Origin of the sequence: Aeromonas sp. s10, assembly GCF_040907975.1 — a bacterium.
Classification (GTDB): Bacteria; Pseudomonadota; Gammaproteobacteria; order Enterobacterales; family Aeromonadaceae; genus Aeromonas; species Aeromonas caviae.
Window position 1 is genome coordinate 21,688 of sequence record NZ_JBFOCV010000040.1, and the last position, 22,346, is coordinate 44,033.

The 22,346-nt window shown below is 64.3% G+C and carries 23 protein-coding genes; 13 read left to right on the forward strand and 10 right to left on the reverse strand.

Annotated elements, in window-relative coordinates; genetic code table 11:
• Nucleotides 1–90 precede the first annotated feature (90 nt).
• From AB5Y59_RS13930 to AB5Y59_RS13940, 3 genes are all read right to left on the reverse strand, one after another.
• The gene (locus tag AB5Y59_RS13930; protein ID WP_039040737.1) at nucleotides 91–294 is read right to left on the reverse strand and encodes a hypothetical protein; all 204 of its coding nucleotides are present in this window, start codon (nucleotides 292–294) and stop codon (nucleotides 91–93) included.
• 134 nt (nucleotides 295–428) lie between these two features.
• On the reverse strand, nucleotides 429–1,064 hold the full coding sequence (locus AB5Y59_RS13935) for a LysE family translocator (RefSeq protein ID WP_323956078.1): 636 nt from the start codon (nucleotides 1,062–1,064) through the stop codon (nucleotides 429–431).
• Nucleotides 1,065–1,586: 522 nt separating this feature from the next.
• On the reverse strand, nucleotides 1,587–2,165 hold the full coding sequence (locus AB5Y59_RS13940; protein WP_039040739.1) for an alkylphosphonate utilization protein: 579 nt from the start codon (nucleotides 2,163–2,165) through the stop codon (nucleotides 1,587–1,589).
• Nucleotides 2,166–2,344: 179 nt separating this feature from the next.
• Here AB5Y59_RS13940 and AB5Y59_RS13945 point away from each other — a divergent pair, with 179 nt between their 5' ends.
• The 6 genes from AB5Y59_RS13945 to AB5Y59_RS13970 all read left to right on the forward strand — a co-directional run bounded on the left by AB5Y59_RS13945 (nucleotide 2,345) and on the right by AB5Y59_RS13970 (nucleotide 6,980).
• Nucleotides 2,345–3,538 (forward strand): methyltransferase, encoded by a 1,194-nt coding sequence (locus tag AB5Y59_RS13945; RefSeq protein ID WP_368212184.1) that lies wholly within the window; start codon nucleotides 2,345–2,347, stop codon nucleotides 3,536–3,538.
• Nucleotides 3,539–3,726: 188 nt separating this feature from the next.
• The gene (locus AB5Y59_RS13950) at nucleotides 3,727–5,172 is read left to right on the forward strand and encodes a chitinase (RefSeq protein ID WP_139737403.1); all 1,446 of its coding nucleotides are present in this window, start codon (nucleotides 3,727–3,729) and stop codon (nucleotides 5,170–5,172) included.
• A gap of 122 nt (nucleotides 5,173–5,294) precedes the next feature.
• Nucleotides 5,295–5,660, forward strand: a complete 366-nt coding sequence (locus AB5Y59_RS13955) for a VOC family protein (protein ID WP_221365486.1) — start codon at nucleotides 5,295–5,297, stop codon at nucleotides 5,658–5,660.
• A 207-nt stretch (nucleotides 5,661–5,867) separates the two neighbouring features.
• Nucleotides 5,868–6,266 carry a GFA family protein gene (locus AB5Y59_RS13960; RefSeq protein ID WP_041211468.1) on the forward strand — a complete coding sequence of 133 codons (399 nt, stop codon included), beginning with the start codon at nucleotides 5,868–5,870 and terminating at the stop codon, nucleotides 6,264–6,266.
• Nucleotides 6,267–6,295: 29 nt separating this feature from the next.
• A complete protein-coding gene (locus AB5Y59_RS13965; protein WP_368212185.1) occupies nucleotides 6,296–6,523 on the forward strand; it encodes a DUF4287 domain-containing protein in 228 nt (75 codons plus the stop codon).
• A 46-nt stretch (nucleotides 6,524–6,569) separates the two neighbouring features.
• Nucleotides 6,570–6,980 carry an SRPBCC domain-containing protein gene (locus tag AB5Y59_RS13970; protein ID WP_201997566.1) on the forward strand — a complete coding sequence of 137 codons (411 nt, stop codon included), beginning with the start codon at nucleotides 6,570–6,572 and terminating at the stop codon, nucleotides 6,978–6,980.
• Nucleotides 6,981–7,070: 90 nt separating this feature from the next.
• Here AB5Y59_RS13970 and smrB read toward each other — a convergent pair whose 3' ends face one another.
• On the reverse strand, nucleotides 7,071–7,595 hold the full coding sequence (gene smrB / locus AB5Y59_RS13975; protein ID WP_041211465.1) for an endonuclease SmrB: 525 nt from the start codon (nucleotides 7,593–7,595) through the stop codon (nucleotides 7,071–7,073).
• 65 nt (nucleotides 7,596–7,660) lie between these two features.
• Here smrB and prmB point away from each other — a divergent pair, with 65 nt between their 5' ends.
• On the forward strand, nucleotides 7,661–8,596 hold the full coding sequence (gene prmB, locus AB5Y59_RS13980; protein WP_041211581.1) for a 50S ribosomal protein L3 N(5)-glutamine methyltransferase: 936 nt from the start codon (nucleotides 7,661–7,663) through the stop codon (nucleotides 8,594–8,596).
• A 16-nt stretch (nucleotides 8,597–8,612) separates the two neighbouring features.
• A complete protein-coding gene (gene aroC / locus AB5Y59_RS13985; protein ID WP_010674829.1) occupies nucleotides 8,613–9,701 on the forward strand; it encodes a chorismate synthase in 1,089 nt (362 codons plus the stop codon).
• A 93-nt stretch (nucleotides 9,702–9,794) separates the two neighbouring features.
• Here the strand turns inward: aroC and AB5Y59_RS13990 are convergent, their stop codons facing one another.
• Complete coding sequence (locus AB5Y59_RS13990) at nucleotides 9,795–10,580, reverse strand: substrate-binding periplasmic protein (RefSeq protein ID WP_368212219.1); 786 nt, start codon at nucleotides 10,578–10,580, stop codon at nucleotides 9,795–9,797.
• A 338-nt stretch (nucleotides 10,581–10,918) separates the two neighbouring features.
• On the opposite strand from AB5Y59_RS13990, the gene AB5Y59_RS13995 reads away from it, so the two are divergent.
• A complete protein-coding gene (locus AB5Y59_RS13995) occupies nucleotides 10,919–12,325 on the forward strand; it encodes a DEAD/DEAH box helicase (protein ID WP_368212186.1) in 1,407 nt (468 codons plus the stop codon).
• 86 nt (nucleotides 12,326–12,411) lie between these two features.
• On the opposite strand, the gene AB5Y59_RS14000 is transcribed toward AB5Y59_RS13995, so the two are convergent.
• From AB5Y59_RS14000 to cra, 4 genes are all read right to left on the reverse strand, one after another.
• Nucleotides 12,412–13,101: an RES family NAD+ phosphorylase gene (locus AB5Y59_RS14000; RefSeq protein ID WP_368212187.1), complete on the reverse strand. Its 690-nt coding sequence runs from the start codon at nucleotides 13,099–13,101 to the stop codon at nucleotides 12,412–12,414.
• Nucleotides 13,101–13,505: an antitoxin Xre-like helix-turn-helix domain-containing protein gene (locus tag AB5Y59_RS14005; RefSeq protein ID WP_039040750.1), complete on the reverse strand. Its 405-nt coding sequence runs from the start codon at nucleotides 13,503–13,505 to the stop codon at nucleotides 13,101–13,103. The genes AB5Y59_RS14000 and AB5Y59_RS14005 overlap by 1 nt, the downstream gene beginning before the upstream one ends.
• A 243-nt stretch (nucleotides 13,506–13,748) precedes the next feature.
• On the reverse strand, nucleotides 13,749–14,942 hold the full coding sequence (locus AB5Y59_RS14010; protein ID WP_041211460.1) for an aromatic amino acid transport family protein: 1,194 nt from the start codon (nucleotides 14,940–14,942) through the stop codon (nucleotides 13,749–13,751).
• A 613-nt stretch (nucleotides 14,943–15,555) separates the two neighbouring features.
• A complete protein-coding gene (gene cra, locus AB5Y59_RS14015) occupies nucleotides 15,556–16,542 on the reverse strand; it encodes a catabolite repressor/activator (protein ID WP_010674823.1) in 987 nt (328 codons plus the stop codon).
• Between the two features lie 307 nt (nucleotides 16,543–16,849).
• Between cra and fruB the strand changes: the two genes are divergently transcribed.
• Genes fruB through fruA form a run of 3 tightly spaced genes read left to right on the forward strand, consistent with a single transcriptional unit; the run spans nucleotide 16,850 to nucleotide 20,660 of the window.
• Nucleotides 16,850–17,950 (forward strand): fused PTS fructose transporter subunit IIA/HPr protein, encoded by a 1,101-nt coding sequence (gene fruB / locus AB5Y59_RS14020; RefSeq protein WP_010674822.1) that lies wholly within the window; start codon nucleotides 16,850–16,852, stop codon nucleotides 17,948–17,950.
• Nucleotides 17,950–18,939, forward strand: coding sequence for a 1-phosphofructokinase (gene pfkB, locus AB5Y59_RS14025; RefSeq protein WP_368212188.1), 990 nt, complete (start codon nucleotides 17,950–17,952; stop codon nucleotides 18,937–18,939). Before fruB ends, pfkB begins: the two co-directional genes overlap by 1 nt.
• Nucleotides 18,936–20,660, forward strand: coding sequence for a PTS fructose transporter subunit IIBC (gene fruA, locus AB5Y59_RS14030; protein ID WP_048207769.1), 1,725 nt, complete (start codon nucleotides 18,936–18,938; stop codon nucleotides 20,658–20,660). Before pfkB ends, fruA begins: the two co-directional genes overlap by 4 nt.
• Nucleotides 20,661–20,742: 82 nt before the next feature.
• Here fruA and AB5Y59_RS14035 read toward each other — a convergent pair whose 3' ends face one another.
• Nucleotides 20,743–20,994: a DUF1289 domain-containing protein gene (locus tag AB5Y59_RS14035; RefSeq protein WP_039040754.1), complete on the reverse strand. Its 252-nt coding sequence runs from the start codon at nucleotides 20,992–20,994 to the stop codon at nucleotides 20,743–20,745.
• Nucleotides 20,995–21,144: 150 nt separating this feature from the next.
• On the opposite strand from AB5Y59_RS14035, the gene mltA reads away from it, so the two are divergent.
• On the forward strand, nucleotides 21,145–22,296 hold the full coding sequence (mltA, locus tag AB5Y59_RS14040) for a murein transglycosylase A (protein WP_029314565.1): 1,152 nt from the start codon (nucleotides 21,145–21,147) through the stop codon (nucleotides 22,294–22,296).
• Nucleotides 22,297–22,346 lie beyond the last annotated feature (50 nt).

Here is a 22,346-nt window from a genome sequence, read left to right on the forward strand (position 1 = left end):
CTTGCTGCTCCCTGGGCGGCAAGGGGTTTGCGTTGGCGAGCTGCAGCCCTCTCTCACCATAGCAGGAGGGAGCGAAAGACGATGTCTGCGTCAGCTCTGGGGGATGCGGACCCCCTTGTCGAGGTAGAGGCTGCTGTAGTGGGCGCGGTGGGTGACGAACATCACCTGATGGCGACTGCCATCGGAGAGAATGATGAAATCACCGGCCTGTGCCGGGCTTTGCAAGCGGATCTCGTGTTCGGGGGCCGTCAGCTTGTCGGCCTCCTCCCGGAAGGTGAGGGTGTAGGAATACATATGGCGCTCCACCGCAGGCTCATATACAGACACGCCTACAACTCTAGCCCCGGTAGCCGGGATCCGCGGCGCCCAAGCGGCGCCCAAGCGGCGCCGATGGTGCAGATAATGTCAGCCGCGGTGAGGCACAGGGATCAGGGACGACCACTGAGCAGGATGGCGCCGCCCAGGGTGATGAAGAGCCCGCCGGTGATGCGGCCAACGAGGCGCTCGCCGCGACCTGGCTTGAAGTAGCGACCGGCGCGCCTGGCCAGGGCGACATAGCACAGATGCACCAGGCTGACGATGGCGCAGATGGTCAGGTACATGGTGATGAACTGCAGCGTCAGCGGACTCTGGTGATCGAGGAACTGGGGCAGCAGGGCGCAGAGGAAGACGATGGTCTTGGGGTTGCTGGCGGAGACCAGAAAGGCTTCTCGCAACAAGGAGAGGGTGGTTCTGGTGCGTCCCCGCGCGGTGGAGGGAGAGAGCCTTTGGCCACCGGTATTGGCCGCGCGCAGCGCCTTGTAGCCCAGATACACCAGGTAGCCACCCCCCGCCAGCTTGAGTGCGACAAAGAGAGGAGGCAGGGTTTGCAGCAGGGCCCCCACCCCCATGGCGACCAGACCGATGAGGATGGCCTGGCACCCCAGGTTGCCGAGGATACTGACAAGGGCGGCGCGCCAGCCGTGTTGCAGACCGTTCTTGACCACCAGCAGCACATTGGGGCCAGGAGTCAGGGTCGCCAGCAGATAGGCCAGCGCAAACAGCATCCAGGTATTCGGGTTCATGAGCACGTCCTTGGCGTCAAAGCTGGCATGATGCCAGCCTCTTTGACGAGCCGTCCAGCGGCGTCTCTCCCGACCCCGAAGAGGATCCAGGCGAGAGCAATCAGGTGCAGCATGGTCTGCGGCTGGAAATGCAATAGGCAAGGATATGTATAAAAAAAACCGCCATCAGGCGGTTTTAATGGTTGTCAGCCCCTATTTCAGGGCTTTTTTCAGTTTTTTGATCTTGCCTTCGTGCTTGGCGATTTTCGCCTGGCGGGCGGCGATCTTCTTCTTGATCTCTTTCTTGCTGGCCATGGGGCGGCTCCTTGGTCTCGTGGGCGCCATGGGGATCAGGGTGCCCGGGGTCTTTCCATCCGTGCCGGGAAGGCCCTCTCCATTGGCGCACTGACAGTCAGGGGAGGGGCATACCGCGGAACTGGTTTGCAGGATAGTCCAGTTTCCCGCGGGTGCCACCCGAACGGTGGGAAACAGAGGCAACAAAAAAGCGCCCCTGGGGGCGCTTCTGGCTTGAAGGGGTCGGTATCAGGCCTTCTTCAGGTAGGCGGCCACCAGCACGATCTGCATGCCGTTGACCTTGCCCTCGATGTGCAGCGGGTTGTTGGTCAGGCGAATGCCCTTGACCAGGGTGCCGCGCTTGGCGGTGAAGCCGGCGCCCTTGACGTCCAGATCCTTGATCAGGGTGACGGAGTCCCCTTCCACCAGCACGGCGCCATTGGAGTCGACGGTCGGCACGCTGTCGTCATCGTCGCTGGTCACGCCGGCGTCTGCCCAGGCCTTGACCTCGTCTTCCATGTACATCATGTCCAGCATGTCCTGGGCCCAGAGCTCGCCCCGGGCGACGAGGGCCTTCAACTGGCGCCAGGCCATCACCTGCACCGCCGGCACCTGGCTCCACATGCTGTCACCCAGGCAGCGCCAGTGGTTCACCTCCGTGGTGTCCGGCTGCTCCAGCTGGCCGCGGCAGGTGGCGCAGAGGGCCACGCTGTGGTCGTCGTCGCTGGCGGGGGAGTGCGGCACCGGGAAGGCAGTCAGCGCATGTTCTGCGCCACACAGCTCGCATTTGGCATTTGCACGGGCTTGCAGGATGGCATTGATGGTCATGATTGGGTTCCGTTTATAGGGGTAAAGCGGCTCGCCGTGGCGGGCTGCGCGAATGAGGGGGCGGAATATAGCACAAATCCCTGCTTTTTGTCAGGCTACCAGCGGCGCACAGGCGAGTGCTTTTTGACGGCAGATCGCTAGAATGAGCCTCCCTTTTTGCGCCAAAGGACAGGTTCACCGTGCTGGCCCACCGTTTTCGACAACTGGACTGCTTGCTCACCGCCGAGCGACGCTGGTGGCAATACCAGCCCTATCACCATTTGGGGATCGCCTTTGCCCGCGAGGCGCCAGCCCTTGCGAAGTGCCTGGCAGCCCTGACCCTTGACGAGATAGCGCACCTCGACGGGGACATGGATGCGCTCTGCACCCTGCTCGCCCCCTGGATCCCGGCGGGGGCCGAGTTGCAGGCTCTCGGCGAGCTTGCCCCTTTCGCCCCAGAGCCCGTCCAGTGCGCCAGGGCCATGGCGATGTACATGCCGGGACGCAAGCAGGGGCAGATAGAGGCCTTCACCGGCTGTCTGCCCCCCCACCAAGGTCCCTATCTGGAGTGGTGCGCCGGCAAGGGGCATCTGGGGCGCCTGGTGTCGCTGCACCGTGGCGCCGAGATCCTGAGCCTGGAGTGGCAGGGGGCGCTCTGCGAAGAGGGGCGGCGGCTCGCCGCGCGCGACGGCGCCAACATGCGGTTCGTGGAGGCGGATGCCTTTGCCGCCGAGTCCGGGGCCCTCATCGCCCCGCACCATCACGCCATGGCGCTCCATGCCTGCGGCGATCTGCACACCCATCTGCTGACGCGGGTGGCCGAGGGGGGCGCCCAGGGGGTGACCCTCTCCCCGTGTTGCTACCACCTCATCAGGGGAGAGCGCTATGCGCCCCTCTCCCGGGCCGCCAGGGCCAGTGCCCTGCGCCTTGGCAAGAGCGACCTGAAGCTGCCGCTGCAGGAGACGGTGACCGGCGGCGCCCGCATCGCCCGGTTGCGGGAGCGGGAGGTGGTGTGGCGCCTCGCCTTTGACTGCCTGCAGCGCCAGGTGCGCGGGGTGGATGAGTACCTGCCGGTGCCCAACCTGCAAAAGAGCCTGCTGACCGGGGGCTTCGAGGATTTCTGCCACTGGGCCGCCGAGCGCAAGGGGATGAGCTTGCCCGCGGGGCTCGACTACGCCGCCTTGCTGGCACAGGGGGAGCGCCGTTTTGGCGATGTCGCCCGCATGGAGCTGGTGCGCCACCTGTTTCGCCGCCCCCTGGAAATCTGGCTGCTGCTCGATCGCGCCCTCTTTCTCGAGGAGCAGGGCTACCGGGTCGAGGTGGGCACCTTCTGTCCCAAACCCATGACCCCGCGCAATCTGCTGATCCGGGCGGTGCGCGCAGGGGGGAGCTGAGCAAGCGTCCGCACAGGTCGGATGGCTGCGCCAACAAGACCTGGGGCTGGATCCCCCTGCAAACGAGCGCCATCTGAGTGCAGGGAGGCATGGCTCACAATTTCGCCAAATTCTTAATTCTTGTCGTGAATTTAGTTGCCAGGATGCCTATGCTCGCCCTGACATTTTCAAGACAAGGATGGTTACCCATGTTCATGCTCACGCGCACCGCCTGCCTGGTTGCCCTCGTCTGGGCGCTGCCCGGCCAGAGCGCCATGACAATCCAGCCCGATCCCCAGAACAGCGGCGGCTATGTGATGGCGGCGGCGGATCTCGCCAGTGCGGCCCAGGCCAAGACCGCCAACCCCATGTACGGGATCTGGTCCCACGCCCTGGCCACCCGGCCCAACACTGTGGTGGAGGCCATCGTAGCCCGCGCCCCCGGCAACCCGGACAACGTCAAGCGGGTCGAGCGGGTCTTCACCGAATCGGACTGGGAGTTCCTGACCCAGATGGCCGCCCCGGAGTACACCTACGAGCGCTTCCTGCGGGCCGTGGGCAAGTTCCCCGCCTTCTGCGGCGACTACACGGACGGGCGCAATGCGGACGCCATCTGCAAGAAGTCCATCATCACCGCCTTCGCCCACTTTGCCCAGGAGACCGGCGGCCACATCGCCAAGGAGAATGTCTCCGACAACCCCCTGGGGCTGGAGGAGTGGCAACAGGCCCTGGTGCACGTGCGGGAGATGGGCTGGTCTGAAGGGCAGACCGGCTACACCACGGGGTGTGGCCAGAGTGACTGGCAGAACCGGCGCTGGCCCTGCAGCACCGGTCAGGGCTATTTCGGTCGCGGCGCCAAGCAGCTCTCCTATCACTTCAATTACGGCGCCTTCTCCGAGGCCATGTTCGACGGCGACGCCACCGTGCTCCTCAACAACCCCGGACTGGTGGCGGACTCTTGGCTCAACCTCGCCTCCGCCATCTGGTTCTTCCTGACGCCCCAGGCTCCCAAACCCGCCATGCTGCACGTCATCGACCGGACCTGGGTGCCCTCCCAGCGTGAGCTGGCGGCGGGCATCGGCTACGGCTTTGGCACCACCATCAACATCATCAACGGTGGCATCGAGTGCGGCGAGCAGAACAAGAACAAGGGCCAGCCGGTCAACCGTATCCGCTACTGGGAGGGGCTTGCGGCCCACTACGGGATCCCGCTGCTGGCGGACGAGAAGAACACCTGCTGGCAGCAGACCCCCTATGGCAGCCTCAACCTCAACGGCGCCACTGACGTGCTCTACACCAACTGGGACGGCAACTGGAAATACTACCCGGACAGACCCGGCGGCTACTCCTTCGAGTGTGATCTGGTGGGGTACCAGACCGCCTATTCGGCCCTGGTGCCGGGGGATTACGAGAAGTGCGTGACCAACTTCTACGGCTCCCACGCCAGCTGGCCCAAGGTTCGGGTGGTGGCCACGCTGGATCCGGCCCCGGTCGACCCCGGCACGCCGCCGGTGGACGGGGTACCGGCCTGGGAGGCAGGCAAGGTCTACACCGCGGGCAACAAGGTGAGCCACAAGGGGATCATCTATCAGGCCAAGTGGTGGACCCAGGGCAACGAGCCGGGCAAGGGCGACCCCTGGGCACCGGTGACCTGAGAGTCAGTACAAGCGCAAGCACCCCGGGGAGGCCGCGCGCCTCCCTTGTTGATCGCCGCGCTGGCTTGTTGCGCCTCTTTTGGCACTGATAGCCTGCGGGTTCACACCGAGGGAGGATGACCATGAACATCGCCATTCATTTTGAAATTCCGGTACAGGATTTGGAGAGAGCCATTCGCTTCTATGAGGGGGTCTTCGAGACGGTGCTGGAGCGGGTGCAGATCGATGGCAACGAGATGGCGCTCTTTCCCCTGGAAAGTGGCACGGCGGGCTGCTCCGGCGCCCTGGCGAAGGGGGAGAGCTATGTGCCGAGCCTGGATGGCACCCGGATCTATCTGCGGGTGCCTGACATCGAGGGGGCCATGGCCCGGGCGCTGGCATCGGGCGGGGCCTGTCTCTATCCCGTCACCCGGGTCGGGGAGAGCCTCCGGGTGGCGGAGTGTCGGGATTGCGAGGGGAATCGCATCGCCTTGCAGGAGGGAACCTGACCATTATTTATCCGGTGCATGGGGTGTGTTAAGTCATTCACGCGATGAATAAAGAGGGGGATTTTCCCGCTCCGGAAGCCTCAGACCCGCGGTGAGGCCCCGGTATGGTCAGTTGCCGCCCCCCGGATCCCGTGCTACTTCATCTGGTGCGGCAAGAAGGCGAGCACCCGTTCGCCCGGTCTGTCGCCCCAACTCTCAGGAGGCATCATGGAAGGACATTGTCTGTGTGGCGGGATCACCGTGTCGAGCGGCGATCACAAGGAGGTCAACCTGTGTCACTGCGCCATGTGCCGGCGCTGGTCAGGGGGACCCATGTTCGCGGTGCACGGGGGCAAGGGCGTACGGTTCACCGGGATGGCCCCGGTGGCCTACCGCTCGTCGGAGTGGGCGGAGCGCGGATTCTGCCCCACCTGCGGCACCCATCTTTTCTACCATCTGTTGCCGACGGACGAGTACATCCTCTCCGCCGGCCTGTTTCAGGATCAGGGGTTCGAGCTCACCGGGCAGATCTTCATCGACGAGAAGCCCGACTTCTATGCCCTCAAGAACGACACCCCGACCCTGACCGGACAGCAGGTGTTCGAGCAGTTCGCCCCCAAACCCTGAGCCTGTGGCCACCTTGAGGAGAAGCCATCATGGATGAACAACCGAAGGTGAAGGGGCCTGCCTCCTATTTTCCCGCCATCGAGCAGAAATACGGCCAGCCCATCGTCCACTGGCTGACCCTGCTGGCAGGGCGGGAGGAGCGCAAACACATGGCGCTGGTGGCCTGGCTCAAGGACGAACACGCCATGGGTCACGGCCATGCCAATGCCCTGGTGGCCCACTTTTTGGCGCAGCCCGATGCGTCCGGCGTGGCATGACAGTGCCACAGTGCAAAACGTGCAGGAAAGCCAGAGGAGCAGAGAGATGAAGATAAGCGTCAGCGTCTGGGTTGCCAGGCCGATTGCCGATGTGTGGCAGGGCTGGAACACCCCCGCCAGCATCATGGCGTGGAACGCCGCCTCCCCGCAGTGGCACTGCCCCCAAAGCCGGGTGGATCTGCGGGTGGGTGGGCGTTTTTGCCACCACATGGCGGCGCGGGATGGCAGCACGGGGTTTGATTTCGAGGGGACCTTCACCGAGGTCACGGCGCCGACGGGGCTCGGCTACGTCATGGACGATGGCCGCGAGGTGAGCGTGCGGTTCGTGGCAGAGCAGGGGGGCACCCGGGTGGAGGAGCGGTTCGATGCCGAGTCCCTGCACAGCGGCGAACAGCAGCGGGCGGGGTGGCAGAGCATCCTGGATAACTTCAAGCGCCATATGGAAGTCGTCGGCTGACCCCTGTGGGGCGCCAAGAAAAAACCACCGCAAGCTGGCGGTGGTTTTTTTATGGCGTTCGCCCGGGGCAAGGCGGGGCGGGGAAGGGGATCACTCCTCGATGTCCAGCAGCACCAGGATGGCGCTCTCGCCCCCCCACTCCCGCGGCGCCTGGTGAAAGGCGCGCACAGCGGGGTGCTGGGCCAGCCAGCTCGGGATGCGCTGCTTGAGGATGTGCTTGCCGATGCCGTGCATCACCGAGGCGACGTGGATGTTCTCTTTTCGGCACAGGGTGAGCAGGGCCGCCAGCTCCTGCTTGGCCTGGTGCTGGTTCATGCCATGCAGATCCAGATAAATCTCCGGCGGGTAGCTGCCGCGCTTGAGCTTTTTCAGCTCGAATTTTGACACGTCGTCGCGCACGTAACGGGTCGGCCCGTCCGCCTCGAGATGGGGCTGGTACTCGTCGCTGAAAAAGTGGTCAACCCCAAGCTTTTCGCGGCTCTCGCGCACTTCGCGTTTCTGCTTGACCGGGCTTGAGGAGGCCCTTATGGTATCTTGCTTAATTTTCCGGGTACCTTTGACAGCATCACGAAACAGCAGGCTTTCCTCGTCTGTGAGTGAGGGCGTTTTTTTCATCAGGTACTCGTCTTGCTCGCTGTATAAAATTCTCGGGCCGGATATTACTCGACTTGGAGGTGGATTTGGACAAGATATTTATCGATGAGGTGGTTGCCGAAATGCACACCATCCAGGACATGTTGCGCTGGGCCATGAGTCGTTTCAACGACGCCGGGATCTTCTACGGACATGGTACCGACAACGCCTGGGATGAGGCCGTGCAACTGGTGCTGCCCGCGTTACATCTGCCGCCGGACGTGGATCCGGGCATGCGCCACTCCCGCCTGACCACCAGCGAGCGCCACCGCATCGCCGAGCTCATCATCCGCCGCGTGCAGGAGCGCATTCCGGCGCCCTACCTGACCAACAAGGCCTGGTATGCGGGCTGGGAGTTCTATGTGGACGAGCGGGTGCTCATTCCGCGCTCCCCCATCGCCGAGATGGTGGCCAACCGCTTCGCCCCCTTCCTGAAAGACGAACCGACCCGGATCATGGACTTGTGCACCGGCTCCGGCTGCATCGCCATCATCATGGCCCACGAGTTCCCCCATGCGGAAGTGGATGCCATCGACATCAGCGTCGATGCCCTCAACGTGGCGGAGCGCAACATCAACGATCACGGGCTGGAGCAGCAGGTCATCCCCATTCGCTCCGATCTGTTCCGGGATCTGCCGGCCGGTGACAAGTACGATCTCATCGTCTCCAACCCGCCCTACGTGGACTCCGAAGACATGTCGGATCTGCCGGAGGAGTTTCGCCACGAGCCGGAGCTGGCGCTGGCGTCGGGCTCCGACGGCCTCAAGCTCACCAAGCGCCTGCTAGCCAATGCCGCCGACTTCCTGAAAGAGGATGGGGTGCTGGTGGTCGAGGTGGGCAACAGCATGATCCATCTGGAAGCCCAGTTCCCCGAGGTGCCCTTCACCTGGGTCGAGTTCGAGAACGGCGGTCACGGCGTCTTTGTGATGACCCGCGCAGAGCTCGAGCAGTACCAGGCCCATTTCGCCATTTACAAGAACTAAGCAGCAAGGAGCATCCATGGCAGGGAACAGTTTCGGCCAACTCTTTCGGGTCACCACCTTCGGCGAGAGCCACGGTCTGGCGCTGGGCGCCGTGGTCGACGGCTGCCCGCCGGGGCTGGAGATAAGCGAAGACGATTTGCAGGGGGATCTGGACAGGCGCAAGCCCGGCACGTCCCGCTACACCACCCAGCGCCGCGAGGCGGACGAGGTGAAGATCCTCTCCGGGGTGTTCGAGGGCAAGACCACGGGCACCTCCATCGGGCTGCTCATCGAGAACACCGATCAGCGCTCCAAGGACTACTCCGAGATCAAGGATCTGTTCCGACCCGGCCACGCCGACTACACCTATCACCAGAAGTACGGCCAGCGTGACTACCGTGGCGGCGGCCGCTCCTCGGCCCGCGAGACCGCCATGCGGGTCGCGGCGGGGGCCATCGCCAAGAAGTACCTGAAACAGGTGCACGGCATCGAGATCGTGGGTTTTCTCTCCCAGCTCGGCCCCATCAAGGCGGAAGGGTTCGACGAGAGCCAGATCGAGCAGAACCCCTTCTTCTTCCCCGATGCGGGCAAGCTGGAGGCGCTGGATGAATACATGCGTGCCCTCAAGAAAGAGGGCAACAGCGTGGGCGCCAAGGTGTGTGTCGTGGCGCGCAACGTGCCGGTGGGCCTGGGGGAGCCGGTGTTCGACCGCCTCGACGCCGACATCGCCCACGCCATGATGGGCATCAACGCGGTGAAAGGGGTGGAGATCGGTGACGGCTTCGCGGTGGTGGAGCAAAAAGGCTCCGAGCATCGGGACGAGATGACTCCGGCCGGCTTTGCCAGCAATCATGCGGGGGGCATCCTGGGGGGCATTTCGTCGGGTCAGGAGATCGTGGTGAGCATGGCCCTCAAGCCTACCTCCAGCATCACGGTGCCGGGCAAGACCATCACCACCAGCGGTGAGGCCACCGAGATGATCACCAAGGGTCGTCACGACCCCTGCGTCGGCATCCGTGCCGTGCCCATCGCCGAGGCCATGCTGGCCCTGGTGCTGATGGATCACCTGCTGCGCCACCGCGCCCAGAACCAGGGCGTGCACACCCAGACCCCGCAGCTGCGCTGATCACGCGGCGGGCCAGGTGAGTGATCACCAGACACCATAAGGCGACCCCAGGGTCGCCTTTTTCATGGATTTTTTCCGGTGTAGGCGCCTGCCTCAGGGGGCCGATGGCGTCGAGAGCGATGGGGTCCGGGTTGCATCCAGGCGGCAGCGGGGCGGCGCAAAGGCGGGATCCGGTGAGGGCAGGGCGGCGATGGCGGCATCGATGCGGGCGAGCGCCTCATCGTTCACGGCCTCTTTGGCAAACATCAGGCGCACTGGCTGCTGGTGCAAGAGCACCTGGCACTGGATGGCATCGCTCGCCCCGAGCTGGCCGAGCCGGTAGCGGGCGTACTGCCACTCCATGATGACCCCGTCGAGGCGGCGCGCCAGCAAGAGGGTGAGCAGCCTGTCATCGCTGTTGTATTCACTCGCCTGCCCGAGGGCAGGGCACTCCTCGTTCATCGGCAGGGGGCGGGTACCCCGCAGCTTGCCAAGTCGCAGCCCCTTGGCCTGGCACAGGGTTGCCAGCTCGGTGAACCCTTGCCAGCTGTCGGGCTCCCCGGCCTGCGGGCGCTGGCTCAGCAGCACGAAGCTGGCGCGCCGATAGGGGGAGGAGAAGCGGGCGAACCGCTCCCGCTCGGGGGTTTTCAGGGCGCCCATGGCCACGTCCAACTGCTGGCGCTCCATGAGGTAGAGGGCCCGGGCCCAGGGGAGGTTGCGAAAGGCGGGCTCCACGCCTGCCTTGCCCAGGATCTGGCGGGTCAGGGTCACGTCCAGTCCGCCGAGGGTGCCGTCGGCAGCGATTTGACTGAAAGGGGGCCAGTGGCTCCAGGCCACCGACAGGGTCTCCCTGGCGGCGAGGGGCTGGGCGAAGAGCAGGGGCAAGACGAGGCCCAGCATGCGCCGGGCGGTGGGGGTGAACTTCCGTTTCAATCAAAACCTCCTGTTCCGTGTATCGCGCCGTCCCCGGCAGGCTGTGCAGGGGCTTTGATACATACGGCGATTCGGGCCATTTTGTCCTGCCTTTGTCGCTATTTCCAGCCGCGCTGGGAGGTGCATCACATTTTCCTCGTCTAAGTGCGCCAACTCCGTTAGACTGCGCCTCTATTCTTTCCCCTTTGCTCTGCTCCCCGGGGAAATCGTTGTTTTCTCTATAGGCCCGGATCCTGTGAGATGGCATCGGCTCAGCAGAGGAGCCCCACCACGATCTTTGGCGCCCCTATCCCTAGCAGGTAACTATGAGTTTTACTTCCCTCGGTCTGGCCGAACCCTTGTTGCGTGCCGTTGCCGAGCAAGGCTACGACACCCCGTCTCCCATTCAGCAACAAGCGATCCCGGCGGTACTGGCTGGCCGTGATCTGATGGCCGCCGCCCAGACCGGGACCGGCAAGACCGCAGGTTTTACCCTGCCGATGCTGCAGCGTCTGACCGAAAGCAAGCGCAAGGTCTCCCCGAATCGCATCCGTGCCCTGGTGCTGACCCCGACCCGCGAGCTGGCCGCCCAGGTGGGCGAGAGCGTGCGCAACTACGGCAAACACCTGCCGATCCGCAGCCACGTGGTATTTGGCGGCGTGAGCATCAACCCGCAGATGATGGCGACCCGCCGTGGTCTGGACGTGCTGGTGGCCTGCCCGGGCCGCCTGATGGATCTCTACAACCAGAACGCCGTCAAGTTTGATGAAGTGGAGATCCTGGTACTGGACGAAGCGGATCGCATGCTCGACATGGGCTTTATCCGCGACATCCGCCGTATTCTGGCCCTGCTGCCGAAGAAGCGCCAGAACCTGCTGTTCTCCGCCACCTTCGCCGACGAAATTCGCGAGCTGGCCACCGGTCTGCTGGACAACCCGGCGGTGATCGAAGTGACCCCGCGCAACAGCACCGCCGAGCGCATCGAGCAGCTGGTGCACCCCTGCGACAAGGCCAACAAGATTGCCCTGCTGAGCCATCTGGTCACCAGCAACGACTGGCAGCAGGTGCTGGTGTTCACCCGTACCAAGCACATGGCCAACCGCGTTGCCGAGACCCTCGACAAGAACGGCGTCAGCGCCGCCGCCATCCACGGCAACAAGAGCCAGGGTGCCCGTACTCGCGCGCTGGCCGGTTTCAAGGATGGCAGCGTCAAGGTGCTGGTGGCGACCGACATCGCCGCCCGTGGCCTGGACATCGACAAACTGCCGCAGGTGGTCAACTTCGAGCTGCCGAACGTGGCGGAAGATTACGTGCACCGTATCGGCCGTACCGGTCGTGCTGGCGCCGCCGGTCACGCCATCTCCCTGGTTGCGGCCGATGAAGGCAAGCTCATCAAGGCCATCGAGCGTCTGACCAAGCAGAACATTCCGTGCGAGCAGGTGGCCGGTTTTGAAGCCTCCCGCGAGACCCTCGACAACATCGCCCGTGGCATCGGCGCGCCGCTTCGCAAAGAGCCGCGGGATCCGAGCGAGCAGCGCCGTGCGCCGCGTCCGCAAGGTCAAGGCCAGCGTCAGGGGGCCGGTCGCTCCGGCAATAGCGCCGGTGGTAACGGCGGTGGCAATCGCTCCGGCAACGGTGGCAAGCCCAAGTCCCAGGGCGGTCAGCGTCCGGAAGGCGGCGCCGGCAAACCGGCCCAGGCCCGTCGTCCCCGCCGCGCCAGCCACAACCAGTAAGCGGTCAGGGAGCCAGGCTCCCCCACTGTTCGGTTGATGTAAAAAGCCCCGCCAATCTGGCGGGGCTTTTTTTGTCCTGGTAGACGCTATTCACCGTAGAGGCGGATCTCCAGCACATGGGTGATGGCCTCGCCGCTCCAGTGGTACTCCAGATGACGGGCGTGGTCCACCCGGCTGACCAGACGGGGGCGATAGAGCACGTGACAGTCGTGACCGGGGTGGCGCACCGAGCGGTAGTGGATGCCGTCCGCCCCGGCGACCTTCTGCTCCCGGGCAAAGGCCTGGGCGGGGCTGTAATCGGTGGCGTGATAGAGGGGGCCTGGCAGAAACGCCGGGCCCGTGATGTCGATGAGGTTGGCGCTGAACTGCGCCTGGATCACCCGCATCTGCACCTTCTGGGCCGGCTCCCGGGTGTACCCGAAGATCCGCTCCCTGTGGTAGACCGTCTCCTTGATGCCGGTGTCGAGGGAGGGGGCACAATAGTAGCCGCCAAAGTCCCCCGTGGTGAAACGGGCACCCTCGGGATTGAGGTGGGTGAAGGCGGCCATCACATAGCTGCCGCCGGGCAGCCCCACCAGCCAGTCTTCCCTGGGCACCCGCATCAGCTCGCCCGCCTCTTCCCTCAGCCTGTCGTTGGTCAGGGCCTCGACGGCCCAGACCGCCTCCAGCTCGTCGGCGGTAGCGACGTCTTCATAGAGGCAGATGGGGGGAAAGCGGCTCGGGATGATGCGATAGGCGCAGGCATTGTGGAAGGCGCGCAAGGGCGGGGAGGACATCAGGCCATCTCCCCGCGCCAGGCGTGCAGCCGGGTGGCCACTTCGTAGAGATCGGCCACCCGCCCACCCTGCATGACCTCCATCGCGCTGCGCCCGGCGAAGAAGGGGTGGCTGTTGGGCTTGCGCACCCAGCCATAGATGCTCTCATCCAGGCTGAACAGCAGCCGCAGGCTCTTGTGGATGTTGAGTAGATAGCTCATCCGCTCCTGGAGATCGGCGCTCAGCCGAATGCCGCCGCTGGCCTCCTTGTACTTGTTCAGGGTGGAGCGGGAGGTAATGCCAAGCAGCCTGAGCTGTTCATCCGTGCTGCACTGCCATTTGTCCAGGATGCGAAACACCACGGGCAGGGCCTTGCTGGGATCGACGGCGGGCTGTTGCCGGGGAAGAGATGCGGTGGCGGCCATGTTGCCTCCCGGGTTGGCGTGCCAGACGGGCACGGGATCATGGGTTGTCTGCTAAGCAGTGTAGGGCAGGGGCGCAGTCATGTACATATCTATACATGGCTGTACTCAAATGTTCATTATTGGATGGATTTCGCGCTGAGTGGTGTGGGTCGGCCAAGTGAGCCCGTGCCAATGAAACGCCCCGCCAACTGGGTTGGCGGGGCATGTCTCTTTGCGGCGTTTCTGCTTGTCGGGTCGGGGAGATCAGAGGGCGGGCAGCAGCCCCATGCTGACGCTGACCTGCACCCCGACGATCAGTACCCCCATGGCACCGGCCAGACCCAGGGCCAGCACGCCGCCCGGGACGCGGTAGTGGTCTGCTTCGGCCTGCTTGCGGCTCTGCCACACCAGGGCCACCGGCAGCAGCACCGCCAGCACCGCCAGCGCAATGGCGGCGTAACCCAGCGCCATGATGAAGCCTTGCGGGAAGTAGAGGGCGAACAGCAGGGGCGGCACGAAGGTGATGAGGCCGGTCTGGGTGCGGCCCTGCCAGTTGTCCTTGCGACGGGTCACCTTGGCCATGAAGTCGAACAGTCCCAGGGTCACCCCGAGGAAGGAGGTGGCGAGCGCGAGATCGGCGAACAGATGCATCGCCTGGTTGAAGGCGGGCCAGCTCACCAGGCCGCCGACGTTGGCCAGCAGGCTATCCAGGGCGCCGCCGGTCTGGATCAGGGATTGCTGGCCCAGCAGCCCCAGTATGGCGACCTGCCACAGCACGTAGAGCACGAGCGGCAAGGCGGAGCCCCACACGAAGACCCGGCGCAACTGCCTGGGGTTGTCCCCGAGGTAGAGCATGACACTCGGGATGGAGCCGTGGAAGCCGAAGGAGGTGAAGATGACCGGCAGGCCCGCCAGCAGCAAGCCTTCCCCGAGGGGCATGGAGAGCAGGTGCTGCCCCTGGGCGCGGGGCAGCAGCAGCGCCAGCACCGCCACCATGATCACCAGCTTCACGGTGAACATCAGGCGGTTGAGGTAATCCACCTGCCTGGTGCCGACGCACACCATGCCGCCAAACAGCAGGGTAAAGACCCAGGCCGCCTGCTCCTGGCCGAGGGGCAGGCCGGCATCGGCCAGTGCCTGGGCCAGCAGGCTGCTGCCGCCGCTGATGTAGGCGGAGGCCAGGGCGTAGAACAGCATCAGGATGCAGAAGGAGGCGATGCCCTTGCCCCAGGGGCCGAGCAGGTGATCCGCCAGCTGGTGCAGGTACCACTTGCCGGTGCTGAGGCTGGCTTCCACCTGCAGCATGGCGGTGAAGGCCATCAGGGCCCAGAGGCCGATCATCAGCATCAGGGTGGCGGGGCCGCCCAGGGACGAGGAGGCCAGCGGCAGGGCCAGCATGCCGGCGCCTATGGTGGTGCCGGCAATCAACAGGGTACAACCCAGGGTCTTGGTATTCATGTCATCCATCCGAAAGTGAGGGGCGCTGTTGCAAACAAGAGAGAGCCAGTTGGCTGTGTCGGGAGACGCCTCCGGGGAAAAGCCGGAGGCTAGCAATATCGGTGTGGATACATCTGTACCTGAAACCTGTCAGTTGTAAAAATTGGTTGCCAAGTTAGCGGATTGAAATGGCGGAAACAACCCCTTAAAAGCGGATTTTGTGCTGTAGCAAGCCGAAGGGTGGCAATAAAAAGTGACACATTGCGCCATGCGCCGAAAAAACGCGCCCCTCAGGGGGAGGCTGCCCGTCAGGCTGCGTTGCGGGTCGACATCGAGAGCGCCCGCGTTGGCGGCAACAGGGCTTGCAGAGGGTAACACGGGGCCCTGGTGGTGCGGCTGGCCCGATATAAGCAAACATCGGGTCATACTCCCAAAAGCCATCATTTTCACTTATAGCGAGCCGAGGCGCCGATAAACGTGCCCTGGCGCGGGGTTGCCGCCCGGCAGATCACCTCAAAGCCAGAAGGCGAAGGGCAAAAGCGGAGACAACAGGGGAGAACACAAGCAGGTGTGGGGGAGCAGGCTCAGGGGCTGGCACTGCGGGCCGCCCCCGGGGTGGTGCGTCGTGGCCGGGTCAGCGGCGGCGTTTGAGAGTACGGCTCACATAGTGCAGGCCGCTCTGGTAGTCACCATTGACCGCCTTGAGGGCCAGCGTCAGGGCCTGGCTTGCCAGGGCGTCGTGCTGCTGGGGCAGGGAGTTGATACCAAAGGGGAGGAAATCGAGCAGGCGGTCATCCCCGAAGGTAGCCATGGCGAGCTGGCTCATGTCGGCCTCCTGCTCCAGCAGGTAGTCGAGCACCCCCTCCATCAGGATGTAGGAGGTGGTGATCAGCGCCTCGGGCAGTTGGCCGAGCTGCTGATGGAGCGTCTTGATCAGGCGATACCCTTCGGTACGCGAGAAGTGGGCCCCTTCACACAGGTGGCGGGTCGCACTGTGACTGGCAATGGCCTGCTCGAAGCCCGCTTTTCGCTCCTGACTGATCGTCAGTTCCGGCAGTGCAGTGATCAAGGCGATATGACCGATGGCCGGGGTGAGCAGGGAGGCGGTGAGATCCAGGCTCGCCTTCTGGTTTTCACTCGCCACGGTGACGAAGTGCTCGGTGGCCATGGCACGGTCGATGGCGAGGATCTGCACGCCCCGGGACTGCTGCTCCAGGTAGAAGGGATCCGCCGGTGGGAGGCAGCTTGCCACCAGGAGCGCGTCCACATGGCGGCTCACCAGCATCCGGGCCAGCTCCTTTTCGGTGTCCGGATCGTCCTCCGAGCAGACGATGAGCAACTGATATCCCTGGGTGCGGGCCCCTTGCTCCAGGCGCTTGGCGAGCTTGGCGTAACTGGCGTTTTCGAGGTCGGGCAGGATGAAGCCGAGGGTGCGGGTCTGGCCGCCGCGCAGGGAGGCGGCGCGGCTGTCCGGCTGATAGTTGTGGGCATGGACCACGGCCATCACCTTGTCGCGGGTTGCCTGGCTGATGCGGTATTGATCGGCCTTGCCATTGATCACATAGCTGGCGGTGGTGCGAGAGACACCGGCCAGCGCGGCGATTTCATCCAGTTTCATCATGTTGGCTCTGTTTGAGTTGCAAGGCCCGCGCCGGTTCCTGGTTGGGGCGCCGAAAAGTGTGCGCGGGATCATATCATTGAAACGTACTTTCTGCGGGATCTTGAACAATGCGCTGAAACGATTCAGTCTGAGTGTAAGTGAAACGATTCAGCTTGTCAGTAACGGATGATAATCTGCACTTGGAAATGGGTTCCGGCTCACCAAAGCGAGAGATCACCGTCTATTGTCAGCAGGCAAGTTACCCGAAAATCGAGTTGAGTTGAGCCGGTACGCCGCGAGGTGAAGCCGGACCTGATGGAGAATCTCTATGTTGAAGTTGGCGCGACAGCAAATCCTGCTGGGACAATCGGTGACGACCAAGGCGGACGCCATCGCCCTGCTGGCAAGCAAACTGACCGACGCCGGTCTGGTTGAAGCAGGTTACGTGGACGGCATGCTGGCGCGGGAAGCGCAGCACGCCACCTATCTTGGCAGCGGTATCGCCATTCCCCACGGCACCACGGACACCCGTCATCTGGTGAAGAGCACCGGCGTCATGGTGGCCCAGTTCCCCCACGGCATCGAGTGGGACGAGGGGCAGATTGCCTACGTCGCCATCGGCATCGCCGCCAAGTCCGACGAGCACCTGGGCATTTTGCGCCAGCTCACCCACGTGCTGGGTGACGAGCAGGCCGCAGCCCAGCTCAAGGGGGCGACCGACGAAGAGACCATCATCAATATCCTGACTGGTGCGACTGCCGCCAAAGAGGTGCAATACCTGACCCTGGCGGACTTCCCGGCCGACGACCAGGACCAGTTGCTGCTGGGGGCTGCGGCCCGCGCCAAATCCGCAGGCTGGGGAGACGCCGCCATGGTGAGCGCCCTCCTGGCCAGTCAGCCTGTTCACCTTGGGGAGGGCATCTGGCTGGCCCGTGCGCAAGCGGCCCAGACCGGTTGGGTGCTGGCCACTCCGAGCACCCCGCTGAACGTCGGTGAATTGCCGGTCAGCGCCCTGCTGCTGCTGTGTGCCGCAGATAGCGGCCATTTGCCGCAACTCGAGAATCTGGCCAAGCTGGCCGCAGCCGGCCAGCTGGCCACCCTTTCTGGCAGCGACGGTCTGGCCATGTTGCAGGCGGGTCCGGCGAGCGGGCTGTCCGAGACCTTCACCATCATCAACCCTCACGGTCTGCACGCCCGTCCGGGCGCCATGCTGGTCAAGGTGGCCAAGGAGTATGAATCCGACATCCGCGTCGCCAACCTCGATGGCAGCGGTGAAGCCGTCTCTGCCAAGAGCCTGATGAAGGTGATCGGGCTTGGGGTCAAGTGCGGTCATCGTCTGGCGTTTCGCGCCGAAGGAGCGGATGCCGAAGCCGCCCTCAAGGGCATTGGCGAAGCCATTGCCGCCGGCTTGGGCGAGGGGGCGCACTGATGGACATCGTCACCATCACCCTTAATCCCGCGCTCGATCTCACCACCCGTCTGAAGACCATGCACCCTGGCGAGGTCAATCTGGTGAGCGAGGCCAACTTGCGCGCCGCGGGCAAGGGGATCAACGTCGCCATGGTCTTGAAAGATCTCGGCCGTGACGTAGGCCTGACCGGCTGGCTCGGTGAGGGCAACCAGCAGAGCTTCGTCTCCCTGTTCGAGGAACGTGCTCTTGCCGATCACTTCGTGCGCGTGGCGGGCGACACCCGGATCAACGTCAAGATCTCCGAACAATCCGGCCGGGTGACCGATCTCAATCTGCCGGGACTCGCCGTGCAGGAGGGCGATGTCAGCGCCCTGGAGGCGGCGCTGGAGCGACTGGCTCCCCACTCCGACTGGTTCGTGCTGGCGGGCAGCCTGCCCAAAGGGGTGGCCCCCGATTACTGCGGCCATCTGATCCGCCTGCTCAAGGCCAAGGGCAAGCAGGTGATCTTCGATTGCAGCGGTGCGGCGTTGAGCGAAGGGATCAAGGCGGCGCCGACCCTGGTCAAACCCAACCTGGAAGAGCTGAGCCAGTGGGCCGGTCGCCCCGTGAAGACCCTGAGCGAGCAGGCCGAGTGCGCCCGTGCGCTGCAGGCAAGCGGGATCCCCAACGTGGTGATCTCCAATGGTGCCGACGGCCTCATCTGGTTTGCACCGGATGCCACCTGGCAGGCGATTCCGCCGCGCATGGAGGTGGTCAGCACCGTGGGTGCCGGCGACTCCCTGGTGGCGGGCCTGGTCCATGGCATGAGCCTGGACTGGACGCCGGAGCAGACCCTGCGGCTGGCCACCGCCGTCTCGGCACTGGCGGTGAGCCAGGTCGCGGTCGGCTTCAACGATATCAATGTGCTCAAACCGTTACTCGAGCAGGTGCGCGTACAGCGTCTGGATGATCTGGCACCGACTCAACCCCAACCCCATTTGATGGCTAACTCAGGAGATGCCCAATGAAAGCAATTCTGGTTACGGCTTGCCCGGCGGGCATTGCCACCAGCTTTCTCGCTGCAAAACGGATAGAACAGCAGGCCAAACTGGCTGGCTGGGAGCTCACCCTCGACGTCGACTCCAGCGTGCAGCCCCGTCAGGTCCCCTCGAAAGAGCAGATTGCCGCCGCCGACCTGGTGCTGGTCGTTGCCAGCGCACCGGTGGATCTGGCCGCCTATGATGGCAAGTCGCTCTATCGGGGCGACATGGATCTGGCGCTCCAGGATCCCGCTGCCCTGCTGGAAGCCGCGCGCAGCGGTGCCAGCGTCTATCGCCATGAGGCGGCACCTGTGGTTGCCAAACCGGCCAGCGGTGCCAAGCGCATCGTGGCGGTGACGGCCTGCCCGACCGGGGTGGCCCACACCTTCATGTCGGCCGAGGCCCTGGAGACCATGGCAAAGCAGCTGGGTCACCAGATCCGCGTCGAAACCCAGGGCTCGGTCGGTGCCCAGAATGCCTTGACGGCGGACGAGATTGCCGCCGCCGATCTGGTGTTCCTCGCCACTGACATCGAGGTGGACATGGCGCGCTTTGACGGCAAGCCGGTCTATCGCACCAGCACGGGTGCGGCGCTCAAGAAAACCCGGGCCGAGCTCGACAAGGCCTGGACCGAGGCGAAGGTCTATCGCCACAGCGGCGCGGCTGCGGTCAAGAAAGAGGAAAAGGCGGGCCCCTACAAGCACTTGCTGACCGGCGTTTCCTTCATGCTGCCCATGGTGGTGGCGGGGGGCCTTATCATCGCGCTCTCCTTCATCTTCGGCATTGAAGCGTTCAAGGAAGAGGGGACGCTGGCCGCGGCCCTGATGAAGATCGGTGGCGGCTCCGCCTTCGCCCTGATGATCCCGGTGCTGGCAGGCTACATCGCCTACTCCATCGCCGACCGTCCGGGTCTGGCGCCCGGCATGATCGCCGGTATGCTGGCAAGCTCGCTCGGCGCCGGTTTCCTTGGCGGCATCGTCGGCGGCTTCCTCGCCGGTTACAGCGCCAAGTTCCTGAGCGACAAGGTGCGCCTGCCGGTGACCCTGGAAGCCCTCAAGCCCATCCTCATCATTCCGCTCTTTGCCAGCCTGTTCACCGGTCTGGTGATGATCTACGTGGTAGGTGGCCCGGTGGCGGGCATCATGAACGCCATGACCGAGTTCCTCAACAACATGGGCTCTGCCAACGCCGTGCTGCTGGGTGTCATCATCGGCGCCATGATGTGCTTCGACATGGGTGGCCCGGTCAACAAGGCGGCCTATGCCTTCGGTGTCGGCCTGCTCGCCTCCAAGACCTATGCCCCCATGGCAGCGGTCATGGCCGCAGGTATGGTGCCTGCACTGGGGATGGGGATCGCGACCTTCCTGGCCAGCAGAAAGTTCATCAAGGCGGAGCAGGAAGCGGGCAAGGCCTCCTTCGTGCTGGGTCTGTGCTTCATCTCCGAGGGGGCCATCCCGTTTGCCGCCAAGGACCCCATGCGCGTCATCCCGGCCTGCATGGCGGGCGGTGCCCTGACCGGTGCGCTCTCCATGCTGTTCGGCTGCGAGCTGGTGGCACCCCACGGTGGTCTGTTCGTGCTCTTCATCCCGAACGCCATCAGCCATGTGATGATGTACATCCTGGCGATCGCAGCCGGTTCTCTGGTGACCGGGGTGGCCTACGCCATGCTCAAGCGTGGCGAGGAGCAGGCCAAGCTGGCGACCGCCTGAGGAGATTACGGCGTGACACACTCTTCATGACAAGGCGGCCCTGGGGCCGCCTTTCTTGTTGAGGGGAGGGGCAACATGGGATTTAAAAATCCCAGCCCGGCGGGGGCGGCGGATCGGCCGCCTCTGCGGCCTGCGCCTTGCGGCGGGCGGCCTCGACCCTGGCCTTGCGGCTGCGGCACAGGCGCATCACCTCCTGCTGCTGGGCAGGGGTCATGGCAAGCCAGTTGAAACGCTCCTCGCGACTTCGCAGGCATCCCTTGCAATACCCCTTGTTGTTCAGTTCGCAGACCCCGACACAGGGGCTCTGGAGCGGGAAGATTTCGAGCTGTTCCATCCATGACCTCTCACACCTTGTCACCTTGTTATAACCCAGAAGATCACGGCAGGAGAAATCCGTCGTCAGGGGCGTGAAGGCGTTTGCTTTCCCCGGGCAATTTTGGCATCTTCCCCGCCGTGCAAGACACTCGGTGTTATATGAGGACATATGAATAGACATGCGTACTGGTTGGCCGCCGCCGTGGTGGGGCTGGCCGGTTGTGCGGGCAACCCTGAACCGGTCAAGGTGCCCCAGAAGAAGGCGGAATCCGGATGTTTTCTGAACTGCGAGATCCCTGTGAATCTGGGCAAGCAGTATCTGGATGGTGCCCTGCCGGGGGATCTGGTGCGGGTGGAGCGGGTCAACAGCCGCGCCCGTGCCGATTACAGCAAGTTCGGTCCCCAGAGCCGGATGGTGATGGAACGCTCCGGCCGCATGGCGAGCCGCTATGGGGAGCTCTACCGTCAACTCTCACGCTGGGTCGCCAATGGGGGCAATCCCGCCCATATCACCCAGTACGGCATCAGCCTGGCGCAGCTTGGCGGTGCCGACCGCATGGGCAACGTGCTCTTCACCGGCTACTACTCGCCGGTGCTGGAGGTGCGCCATCGCCCGGACGCCCAGTACAAGTATCCCATCTATGCCATGCCCAACTGCGGCGGTCGCTGCCCGAGCCGGGCCGAGATCCACCGGGGGGCGCTGGCCAACCGGGGGCTGGAGCTGGGCTACAGCAAGTCCCTCATCGACAACTTCCTGATGGACGTGCAGGGTTCCGGCTTCGTTCACTACGGCGATGACGACCGGTTGCAGTACCTTGGTTACAGCGGCAAGAACGGCCACGGCTATGTCAGCATTGGCCGGGTGCTCATCGACCGTGGCGAAGTGCCCAAGGAGCAGATGTCCATGAAGGCCATCAAGGAGTGGGCCAATCGTCAGCCGGAAGAGAGCGTGAAGGAGCTGGTGGAGCAGAACCCCTCCTATGTCTTCTTCGAGCGCCGTCCCACCAATGACGTGGTGGGGGCCGCCGGCATTCCGCTCTTGCCCATGGCGGCGGTGGCTGCCGACAAGACCCTGCTGCCCATGGGCACCCCCATCCTCGCGGAAGTGCCGCTGCTGGACAAAGAGGGCAACTGGACCGGCAAGCACCAGCTGCGGCTGCTGATTGCGCTGGATGTGGGGGGCGCGGTGAAGAAGGGCCACCTTGACCTCTACCACGGCATGGGGGAGAAAGCCGGTGTCGCGGCCGGTCACTACAAGCACTTTGGCCGGGTCTGGAAGCTGGGTCTGCACCACGGGCCGACCGCCGCCCCCTGGTTGTAACGCAAGAGGGTCATGGCCCCTCATTTCCCTCAAGAGACGGGACATTCCCA